8 protein-coding genes are annotated in these 11,187 nt (G+C 54.8%); 1 reads left to right on the top strand and 7 read right to left on the bottom strand.

Annotated elements, in window-relative coordinates; genetic code table 11:
* Nucleotides 1–249 precede the first annotated feature (249 nt).
* The 7 genes from C0081_RS16500 to C0081_RS16470 form a co-directional block, all read right to left on the bottom strand.
* Nucleotides 250–1,305, bottom strand: a complete 1,056-nt coding sequence (locus C0081_RS16500) for an NAD(P)-dependent alcohol dehydrogenase (protein ID WP_101534957.1) — start codon at nt 1,303–1,305, stop codon at nt 250–252.
* A gap of 208 nt (nt 1,306–1,513) precedes the next feature.
* Complete coding sequence (gene xylA / locus C0081_RS16495) at nt 1,514–2,824, bottom strand: xylose isomerase (RefSeq protein ID WP_101534956.1); 1,311 nt, start codon at nt 2,822–2,824, stop codon at nt 1,514–1,516.
* A 29-nt stretch (nt 2,825–2,853) separates the two neighbouring features.
* Nucleotides 2,854–5,241, bottom strand: a complete 2,388-nt coding sequence (locus tag C0081_RS16490; protein WP_101534955.1) for a glycoside hydrolase family 3 N-terminal domain-containing protein — start codon at nt 5,239–5,241, stop codon at nt 2,854–2,856.
* 14 nt (nt 5,242–5,255) lie between these two features.
* Nucleotides 5,256–6,422, bottom strand: coding sequence for an ABC transporter ATP-binding protein (locus C0081_RS16485; RefSeq protein WP_101534954.1), 1,167 nt, complete (start codon nt 6,420–6,422; stop codon nt 5,256–5,258).
* Between the two features lie 19 nt (nt 6,423–6,441).
* Nucleotides 6,442–7,275 carry a carbohydrate ABC transporter permease gene (locus tag C0081_RS16480; protein ID WP_101534953.1) on the bottom strand — a complete coding sequence of 278 codons (834 nt, stop codon included), beginning with the start codon at nt 7,273–7,275 and terminating at the stop codon, nt 6,442–6,444.
* A 3-nt stretch (nt 7,276–7,278) separates the two neighbouring features.
* Nucleotides 7,279–8,202: a carbohydrate ABC transporter permease gene (locus tag C0081_RS16475; protein WP_210200541.1), complete on the bottom strand. Its 924-nt coding sequence runs from the start codon at nt 8,200–8,202 to the stop codon at nt 7,279–7,281.
* A gap of 115 nt (nt 8,203–8,317) precedes the next feature.
* Nucleotides 8,318–9,610 (bottom strand): extracellular solute-binding protein, encoded by a 1,293-nt coding sequence (locus C0081_RS16470; RefSeq protein WP_101534952.1) that lies wholly within the window; start codon nt 9,608–9,610, stop codon nt 8,318–8,320.
* Between the two features lie 339 nt (nt 9,611–9,949).
* Between C0081_RS16470 and C0081_RS16465 the strand changes: the two genes are divergently transcribed.
* Nucleotides 9,950–10,966 carry a LacI family DNA-binding transcriptional regulator gene (locus C0081_RS16465; RefSeq protein WP_101534951.1) on the top strand — a complete coding sequence of 339 codons (1,017 nt, stop codon included), beginning with the start codon at nt 9,950–9,952 and terminating at the stop codon, nt 10,964–10,966.
* Nucleotides 10,967–11,187: the final 221 nt, after the last annotated feature.

Raw genomic sequence — 11,187 nt, 5'->3', positions numbered from 1 at the left:
CCGCAACAAACAACTTGGCAATACCGTGGAAACAACTTGGCAATGCCAACCTAGCATAAGGACGCCTCTGTCTCGCTCAATCCACTAGATTGAGCCCTGCTTCACACATATCACGCAGTTGAAAACAAAAAATGCCCGTTCACACCAGAACGGACATTTCCTTTATCGGGGCAACCTTCGAAGCCCAATCATCATGGCTCTAGTCGCACCGTTATGGGATCAAATTTGATGTTGTTGGGTGGACTAAATTCACTTTGCAACACCGTCAGTTGATAATTCGATCTGGATTTTTACGTCACTGTTGCGGGCTTCGACGGCGCGGTCAAAGGCGGCAATGCTATCTTTGAATGGCAATGAAGCCGAGATCAGCGGTTTGAGATCCACTTTGCCTGCACCGATCAGCGCGACAGCACGATCATAGATGTTGGCATAGCGGAACACCGTTTCCAACCGCAACTCCTTGGCTTGCAAGCCGACAATATCCATCGGAGCGGGATTGACTGGCATGCCGACCAGCACAATGGCCCCGCCGGGGCGAGCAAAAGCGGGCAGATCGAGAATAGCAGGCGCAGCACCCGAGCATTCAAACACCACATCAGCCCCCCAATTGTCCGTTGCCTCCGCAATGGCTTGGGCGGCGGGCTGCTTGGTGATATTGATCACCTCAATGCCTTCATAGGCCTTGATGATATCCAGCTTTGGCTGGGCCAGATCGGCGACATAGACCTTGGCACAGCCGCCAGCCAGCGCGGCCAATGCGGTCATCATGCCAATGGGACCGGCACCAATCACCAAACCGATATCACCAGGCTGGATGCGGGCGCGTAAGGCGGCTTGCATGCCGATGGCAAAGGGTTCCACCATTGCCCCTTCAGCATAGGAAACGCTGGCCGGGAGTTTGTAAGTATAGGCGGCAGGGTGAACGACTTCAGGGGTCAGGCAGCCATGCACCGGCGGGGTTGCCCAGAAGGTAACCGCAGGGTCGACATTATAGATGCCCAGTTTCGACGCACGAGACGTGGAATCGGGCACACCGGGCTCCATGCAGACACGGTCACCTACGCTGAGATGCTTAACATTGGTACCGATCTCCAGCACCACACCGGCGGCTTCATGACCCAGCACCATCGGTGCATTGACCACGAAATGGCCAATTTTCCCGTGGGTATAATAATGCACATCCGAGCCGCAAATCCCAACCGTTCGGATCGCAATACGGACATCATCCGGCCCGACGTCAAGAGAAAGCGGAAACTCCCGAAGGGACAGTTTTCCCTTTTCTTCAAGAACAAGTGCCTTACCCATTTTTTTCCTCCTAAATGTCTGCCTAAAGATTTTCCTAAAGGCCTGATTGCAAAGTCTGTTTTCATGCGTACCAGCGGCAATCACCCCAGCCTCGCCAAACTTTTCGAGGGCTTTAGAACACTGGTCACATTTTAGATTGGGGCGTGGAGACATTCCATTATGGGCCTGCCGGTGAGCAACGCCATCGGCAGGCCCATGTTGAGGTTGGTCAAGTGTAGCGGTTCAACACGCCTTCGAGATATTCCTGTCGACCGGACCGGGGTTGTGGATCAAGAGACAGGGCCGCGCCAGCGACCTGCTCCAGACTGCGCTCTCCGGCAAGAATGGCTTTCGCTTCGGACGTATTCCAGCCCGCATACCGATCAACAATCGGACCTTCAAGGGCTTTTTCATCCAGCATTTTTTCCGCTGCCAGCAAGCCGCGCGCACAAGCATCCATAGAGGCCACATGAGCGATCAGCAGATCCTGAGGGTCAATGGACTGACGGCGGATTTTCGCATCAAAATTCAGTCCGCCGGTTTCAAATCCACCATGCTTGAGGATTTCATGCATCAGAAGCGTGATTTCCTGAACATTCATGCCGAACTGGTCGGTATCCCAGCCCAGAAGATCATCACCGCGGTTGATGTCGATGGAACCGAACACACTCATCGCATAGGCAAGGCGCACTTCGTGATCGAAGCTGTGACCGGCCAGAATGGCGTGGTTTTGCTCGATATTCAGTTTCACATCCTTGAGCAGGTCATAACGTTCCAAGAAGCCATAAACGGTGGCCACATCAAAGTCATACTGATGTTTGGTTGGCTCTTTTGGCTTGGGCTCAATCAGGATAGGGCCTTTGAAGCCTATCTTGTGCTTGTAATCCACCAACATGGAGAGGAAACGGCCAAGCTGGTCGAGTTCCTGTTTCACATTGGTGTTGAGCAGGGTTTCATAGCCCTCGCGGCCACCCCAACAGACATAATTCTGCCCGTTCAGGCGATGGGTCACATCCATGGCCGCTTTCACCTGACCACAGGCATAGGTGAAGACTTCTGGATCGGGGTTGGTCGCCGCACCGGACATGAAACGGCGATGACCAAACATGTTGGCCGTGCCCCAGAGCAGGCGGACTTTTGCCGTTTCCATTTTTGCTTCGAAAATATCCGCAATAGCGTTCAGATTGTCGATGGATTCAGACAGATTGCGACCTTCAGGGGCGACGTCACGATCATGGAATGCAAAGAATGGCGCGTCGAGCAGCTCGAACATCCGAAAAGCCACATCGGCCTTTTGTCGCGCCATCGCCATGGCATCATCCCCTTGCATCCAGGGACGCAGCAGGGTTTCACCGCCGAAGGGATCTGTGCCTGGCCATGTGAAGGAATGCCAATAGGCAATGGCAAAGCGCAGATGATCTTCCATCCGGCGGCCCGCCACCATGCGGTCCTTGTCATAAAAACGGAAGCCCAGCGGATTGGTGCTGTCTGGCCCTTCGTAGCGAACCGGTTCAATCCCGGCAAAAAATTCTTTAGACATGCAATTTCGCTCCTTTTTTCGTCCAGTGACTAGGCGATCGCCGGAAGGGTTTGAATTTCAACGTGACTCACCATGCGCCAGTCGCGCGGCAACGTGCGGGTTTCGCCCGTCAACGCTACGCTGAGCTTGTGCCGAATGTCATTGCTGGAGGCGCCAATCATCAGATCAAAATCACCCGGCTCGACAATGCGGCGACCCTCAGCCCCGGTGAAGCAGAGCATGTCGGTTGGCACAGAGAAGGTAACGCGGGTCTCTTTGCCCGGTTCCAACGAGACCCTGCCAAAGGCTTTGAGTTCCTTGACCGGCCGGACATAACTTGCCAGCACGTCGCGAACATATAGCTGGGGCACAGTGACGCCCGCCCGTGATCCGGTGTTGCGGATCGTAAACGAGACGTTCACCTCGCCAGTTTCCAAATCGACGCTATCGCTTTCAACCACAGCATCGGCATAGTCAAAGCTGGTGTATGTCAGTCCGTGGCCAAAGGGGTAGCGACTGCCAAAATGGCGGGCCACCGGTGTGCCGGAGCTTTTGAAGCTGTGGTTATAGTAATATGGCACCGAGCCGACATTGTGCGGAATGGAGAGGGGCAAGCGCCCGGATGGTTCTACCGCACCGGTCAACACGCTGGCCAGAGCCGTGCCTCCCTGCTCGCCACCAAAGAAGGCCATGACTTGCGCAGCCAGATGATCTTCCTGACCACCCAGATTGTAAGGTCTGCCGCTGGTCAACACCACGATGGTCGGTGTGCCGGTGGCAACAACGGCATCAAGCAACTGTTGCTGAACGCCGGGCAGGATCAAGGTGTCTGCATCCGACCCCTCGCCCACGGTGCCACACTGGAAGATGCCGGACAGGTCACCCACGCAAACAATGGCAACGTCGGAAGCTTTGGCAGCAGCCACAGCTCCGGGGATCATATCAAGACGGGTGGACAGGGAAGAGGCCTGTTCCAGACTGGTGGAATCGTCCACATCGCCGGGGAATACAGGCGCGCCAGAGCTGCGAGTGTCCAGAATGTTACAGCCGCGGGCAAAGGTGACCTGTGCTGCACCGAGTGCCTGTTCCAGTCCTTTGAGCGGGGTGACAATATCGGCCACTTCGGCGCTGAGGTTGTTCTGGATCAGATGGACGGGGAAACTATAGTCTCCCAGCATTGCCAGCGGATCATCGGCGGTCGGGCCGATCACCGCAACTTTCGCAATTTTGCTCAGCGGCAAAATGCCATTGTTGTCCAGAATGGTCACAGATTGCTCGGCAACTTCGCGAGCCGTCTCCACCGCTTGCGACGAACGCAGCATGATGGCTTTATCGTCCGCATAGGGTTTTTCAAACAGCCCGATGCGGAACTTCTCGGTCAGCACCCGACAGACAATCTCGTCGATTTTTTCAACGGAGATTTCGCCGCGCTGCTGCGCCTTTTTAAGGTCTTTGCCGCAGTCATCCCCCGGCAATTCAATGTCGAGCCCAGCGCTGTAGGACATGGCAGCGGCGGCGGCGGCATCTGCAGCAACCCCGTGATGTTGATACAGCAGGCTGACGCCCACATAGTCCGCGACCACAATGCCGTCAAAGCCCCACTCGCCCCGCAGGATGTCGGTCAGTAAATGTTTGGACGCATGCACCGGCTCGCCGTCAATGTCGTGATAGGCAGGCATGACAGAGCCGGCATTGCCCAGCTTGATCGCCATTTCGAACGGCAGCAGGAAGGTGTCGTTGAGCTCGCGCCAGCCCATATGAACCGGAGCGTGGTTGCGGCCGCCCTCACTGGCGGAGTGACCGGCAAAATGCTTGAGGGTTGCCAGCAGATCACGGCTCTCACCCTGCAGGCCTTTTACATAGGCCGTTGCCAAAACACCGACGAGATAGGGATCTTCACCGAAGGTTTCCTCCGTGCGACCCCAACGGGCATCGCGCGCCACATCCAGCACAGGGGACAGGCCCTGATGACAGCCGAGCATGCGACATTCGTCGCCGATATCCTTGCCGACCTTTTCGATCAGTTCCGGGTTCCATGTGGCACCAAAGGCAAGAGAGGAAGGAAAGAGCGTTGCGCCAGCGGCCATCATGCCAGACAAGCATTCCTCGTGGGACATGACCGGAATGCCGAGCCGGGTTTCCTCAACGAAGAATTTTTGCAACCGGTTCAGCGCACGCACGCCCTCTGCCGCATTGATGTCGCGGGTGCCCAAAGGGCGGGTAATCTGCCCCAGTCCATTACTCATGACTTGTTTGAGTGTTTCGGGGTCTGCCGCCCCGGTGAACTGGTCACTGCGAATGCTGTGGTCGCCATTTTCTTCCAGAATAAGCCAGAGCGCGTGCATCTGGCCAATCTTCTCATCGATGCTCATACGGCTGATCAAATCGTCGACACGGTCAGCAATGGATTGAGACGGGTCTTTATAAAGTTCACTCATGATTGGGTTTTCCATCAGTCGAGTGTTGGCGTTGGTTGGGAAGCAAACGGGTCCAACGCGGCACTGTCATTTAAGGGGGCAAGCGCACTGCCATCTGTGTCAAACAAATGACAGGCGGCAGGGTCTGCGCGGAAGGCCATCGGGCCTTGAGGTTTTGAAAGCATGTCGCCCGCCACCTTGGCGATGAAGGGCGCGTCAGCGGTCTCTGTCAGATAGAGATAGCTATATTCTCCGAAATTCTCGATGCCATGCACCGCGCGACGAATGATCTGGGTCTCGTCGGTCGATGGCACCATATGCTCGGGGCGAATGCCCAGCGTCAGCGCGCATCCGGGTGACAGATGATCACCCTTGACCGGCACATTCAGAGTTTCTTCGGTTTCGAAGCGAACGGTCACACCGGCCGCGTCACTTGAGAGAAATTCCGCAGGCAGAAAGTTCATCGCAGGCGAGCCCAGAAAACCGGCCACAAACAGGTTGCTGGGTCGGTGATACAGATCCAGCGGCGTACCCACCTGTGCAACACTGCCAAGGGTCTGCACATCAGGCCCCGCCCGCAACAACACAATCTTGTCCGCTAGAGCCATGGCTTCGGTCTGATCATGGGTGACATAAACCATGCTGGCTTCAGCAAAATCACGATGCAGATTGGCAATCTCGGTACGCATATGCACCCGCAAGGCGGCATCAAGGTTGGACAGCGGTTCGTCAAACAGGAACACGGCCGGTTGCCGGACGATGGCCCGACCAATGGCGACGCGCTGGCGCTGCCCACCGGACAGGGCCTTGGGTTTACGGTCCAAGAGAGCTTCGATCTGCAAGGTTTGGGCCGCCACCCGGACACGGCGATCAATCTCGTCTTTGGGCCTTTTGGCCTGACGCAAGCCAAAAGCCATATTTTCATAGACGGTCATTTGCGGATAGAGCGCATAATTCTGAAACACCATCGCCACGCGTCGATCAGCAGGGAGCACGTCATTCATCAGCTCTCCGCCGATGCGTAGCTCTCCGGTTTTGGTTTCCTCTATGCCTGCAATCATCCGCAGCAAGGTGGACTTGCCGCAGCCCGAGGGGCCTAGAAAGACGCAAAACTCGCCTTCCTTTATCTCGAGGTTGATGTCAGAAAGGACCGACACCGAACCGAATTTTTTGGCGACATTTTTCAGTGAGATACTGGTCATGGGTTTTCCTTCCGAGGTCCTAGCCCTTGAGAGAGCCGGCCATCATGCCGTTGACGATCCGTTCTTGTCCGATTGCGTAAATAATGATCAGCGGCAGGGTACTAAGGGTGACGACGGCAAGGATTGCCGGAACATTGGCGGCATACTGGCCTTGAAAATCCCAGACAGCCAAAGGCAGGGTGCGGTTGTCCGCCGAGGAGGTCAGAACATAGGCAAAGACGAACTCGTTCCAGAGCATGATGCCGTTGTAGATCGCGACCGTGGAAATGCCCGGGCCGGAGAGCGGGAAAAAGATTTTCGTAAAAATCTTGAATGGCCCGCAACCATCGAGCAAAGCCGCCTCTTCCAGCTCCTTGGGCACCTGACGCATGAATTCGGTCAGGATAAAGACAGAGATAGGCAGGCTGGTTGCCACATAGGGGCCAATCAGTGCGAACGGGGTGTCATACAGCCCTATTTCGCGGATCATGAGATAGACTGGCACAAGGGTGACATGGAGCGGCACGATCATGCCCGCCACGATGAGACCAAACAGCATGCTGTTGAGGCGGAATTTCAGCCGCGCCAGCGCATAGGCCGCCATGCTTGCGGCAATCACCGTCAGCAGCACCGAGACGGAGACCACAAACAGGCTGTTACGCAGATAGATCAGGAAGGATCCCTCCAACGCATTGACATAGTTGGAGATATTAAAGGTCTCGGGCATGGCCCAAACCGGATTGGCATAGGTCTCCTGCAACGTCTTGAAGCTGGTGAACCCCACAAAGATAAAGGGCAGAGTGGTGACTGCCAGCCAGAACAGCCCAAGAACGGGAATGGTGAGACGAGCGGGTTGAAAGCGTCTTTGCGACATGGCCTAGACCTCCGTTTCAAAGCGTTTCGAGATGCGCAGGGACACCACGGCAATGACCATGATGATGATGAACATGGCCGACGCGACGGTGCTGCCATAGCCCAGTTCAAACGAGTTGAAGACCATCCGATACATGTAGGTAGCCATCACTTCAGAGGCATTTTCCGGCCCCCCACCCGTCATGACGTAAATCAGATCGAAATAGCGCATGGAGCCAATGACAGCGAGCAACACAGCGGTGCGGACGGTGCCCTGCAGATGCGGCAGTTTCAATTTCCAGAAGATCGTGCCGCCGCTGGCGCCATCAAGCCGCGCAGCTTCGGATACTTCCCTTGGGAAGGAAGACAAGGCTGCGAGAAACAGCACCATATAGAAGGGAATATTCTGCCAGCAGACAACGGCAATAACCGAGCCAAGCGCGAAGTTCGGATCTCCAAGCCAATCCTGTGTCCAGTTGTAAAGGCCCATTTCGCTAAGAATGCTGTTAATCGGACCAAAATTGGGATCAAAGATATTTTTGAACAAAACACCGAGCGCGACGCTCGACATCAAAAGGGGCAGAAAATAGAAGATTTTCAGCAAGCGGGATCCCTTGGAAGCTTCATCAAGGATGACAGCCAGAGCTGCCGCGATGGGCAGCTGAATGACGACAGAAAAGACCGCCAAGAGAATATTGTTCCAAGCCGAATGCCAGAAAACACTGTCGTCAAGCAGTCGCAGCCAGTTATCCAAACCGATGGATTGGGCCGTGTTTCCCAGTCCGTTCCAGTCCAGCAGCGAGAGCCGGAAACTGTAGACCAGTGGGTAGAGAAGAAACACCGCGAGCAAGATAATCGCTGGAGCCAAAAAGACAGCAGGAGCGGCCTTCTGGATCAGACGCGCCCTTCCTGAACGGCGTCGCACCGGAGCCATTTCACCGACGGTCATCGGTTACCCTTTCGTTGGGGGAGAGACCCAGACCGCAGCGGAGAGGGGCTGCGGTCTGGTGGGAGGACCCCGATTTGGAGGACTCGGGGGATTATGGCATCACATAGATGGAGTGTTACTTGGCTGCAGCCTTCTGGGCTGCGGCCTCCATCGCTGCGGCGGCTTTCTCAGGCGTAATCGACAGGCCCAGAAGCTGCTGGGTGGTGTCTTTGTGCACCTCGGCAAGTGCCGGTGACAATTCCTGATCATACCAGAGCTGAACACTTGGAGCCTTGCTGACAAATTCAATGATCTTTGCAAGCGAAGGATCTGAAACCTTCAAACCTTTGACCGGTGAGACGATATTGTCTTCAAGCCGGGAGGCTACAGACTGTTCATCAGTGAGCTTTTCGAGCAGTTTGAAAGCTTGGTCAGGATAAGGGCAGGCAGCGGAAATGCTGACATAATTGTCACCCAATGTGCCGACCACATCATTCGGATCACCCTTGCCCCCTTCCACTGCCGGGAAAGCGAAGAAGTCGAGCTTTTTCATAAACTCTGGGTTCTCGTTGGCAATCGTGCCAATTTCCCAGTTGCCCATCAGCTCCATGGCCGCACGACCAGCGTAGAGAAGACGACGGGAGCCGCCGATGTCATAGTCAAGACCATTGTAGCCGCGGGCAAAGCCATCGGCTTTAACCAGATCCTGCAGCATTTTACCGGCCTGAATAAACACGGGATCTTCGAAGCTGCCACCAGGTTGACGGTCGGCTGCAGCAAGGAAGGTCTGCGGCCCACCTATGCGATCGGCGAGATAGACGAAGAACATGGACCCGGGCCATTTGGGTTTGTTGGCCAGAGCAAATGGCGCGATATTATGGTCGTTCAGAACCTTGACAACATCCATCAACTCAGCCCAGGTTTTGGGCGGCGTGATATCGAGGTCCTTGAAGATTTCTTTGTTGTAAAGCACTACACCGATGGACGTGCCGCGAACAGGCAAGCCATAAATGCTATCTTTGTAAGTCACCGGCGAGAAACTCGCTGGCATGAAGACATCTTTGACTTTCGGGTTTTTGTCCAGATACGGGGTCAGAGAAATAACCTGATCGGCCTTGATATACTCGCGCAGAGGTCCGCCACCCCAGCCTGTAAAGACACAAGGGGGCTGATTGGCACCGAAAGCGATTTTCAATTTGGTTTTATAGGGATCATTTGCAAAGTGGGAATCCACCACTTTGAAACCAGGATTTTCGGCTTCGAAGCGGTCCATCGCGGCGCGAATATCACCGATCGTGCGTTCTTGCGTCTGCAAGTCCCACGCTGTGATCTCTTTGACGTCCGCTGCCTGACTGGCGAATGGCACAAAGCTGGCAATGATGGCGCTGGAGAGCAGCGCGGCAAATTTCGTTGACTGTCTTTTCTGCATATTTTCCTCCCAAACTCGAACCACAAAGAGCGGCTTGACACGGATTACGTTATCGGTAACGTTATTAACTGTCAAGGGCGCGAATATTTCTCACCTCACAACCAAAGAAAATGGCGAAATATTGCGAAATTGCTAGAAAAGAAGCCGGAAACCGTGCTAAACGCAAAAAGTGACTATCGTTTTATTTCTACATTCGAAGCAAACCCAACGAAGGCTCCCTTTGGTGCAACGTTGCAGAGTAAAGCTGTTGTGACAAAGGCAAGACCAGAATAGAAGACCAATATTGGTGGGTCGAACGGATTTACCCTCGAGCGACAAACTGAAGAGGATCAACAGGGTTTGAAGAAACAAGTCACAACATTGGCAGAGGTTGCGAAAGTCGCAGGCGTCTCGCGGATGACCGCATCGCGTGCGATGAACAATCAGCCGGGCGTTTCAGTACACACCCGTGAAGCCATTCTACGTATTGCCGATGAAATGGGCTATGTCGCAAATCCGCTGGCGCAAAAACTCTCAGCCGGACAAACAAGGCTTCTAGGCGTTGTCGTCCAGTTGCACACGCCCTTTGCGGCCGATCTCGTTTTGGGCATCGGCAGTGCGGCGCGGGGCGCTGGCTATGAAATGCTGGCCTACTCGCTGCCATCGGACAACACAGAAAAGGCCAACATCGGCAATGTAGTCAGCCTTTTGCAACAGATCACCGACGGTGTTATTGCCATTTTGCCCAGCGAAGGGGAATATCTCGACAAGCTGATGCAGTCCTCGGTGCCTGTGGTAACGGTTGATACCATTACTGACGAAGGCATGTTTCCTTCTGTCGCAGCAGACAGTTATCAAGGCGGACGACTGGCGGTCTCGCATTTGGCTGAACTCGGCCACAAGCGGATCGGCTTCATCAGCGGCAACCAACGCCTGACCTCGGCCCGCGCCCGCAAACAGGCCTATTGTGATCTGATCGCCCAATTGAATCTGGATCAAGACCCAGATCTTCTCATCGAAGGGGATTATTCGCAAAAGAGCGGTTTTGAGGCCGCCAAGAAACTGCTGGCTCTGCCCGAGCGCCCCACTGCGATCTTTGCCTCCAATGACATGGGGGCCTTTGGGGCCATGACCGCAATCCGCGAAAATGGCCTGCGCATCCCGCAAGACATCTCCATCGTTGGTTTTGACGATGTGCCCTTGGCTCACCAGACCCACCCTCCGTTGACGACTGTGCACCAGCCATTGCAGGAAATGGGTCGTGCTGCGGTCAATATGCTCATCCCGCTTATCCTCGGTCTCGACCTCCCAAGCCGCCAAACCGTACTTTCCACCAATCTGGTGGTCCGGGAGTCGACTGCTCAGTTGAAGACGTAAAAGGTTTTTGCGGGGCTCGTCGCAACACTTTACTCTATGAGAAGGATTGGAGTGTTTATTATGAAGTATCGCCGCCGGACATTTTTCACAGCCAAGCAGAAGTTAGAAATTTGGGATAGATGGCAACGGGGCGAAGCTATGAGCTTGAATTACATCGTGAAGTGCAACACTCCCGCCTCGATATTGTATCGAGGTGAGCGTTGTTGCATGGATCAGCCACC

This window comes from Cohaesibacter celericrescens, assembly GCF_002866925.1.
GTDB lineage: Bacteria > Pseudomonadota > Alphaproteobacteria > Rhizobiales > Cohaesibacteraceae > Cohaesibacter > Cohaesibacter celericrescens.
The sequence above is the reverse complement of the archived record's forward strand: the minus strand, read 5'-3'. Positions and strand labels throughout refer to the sequence as shown.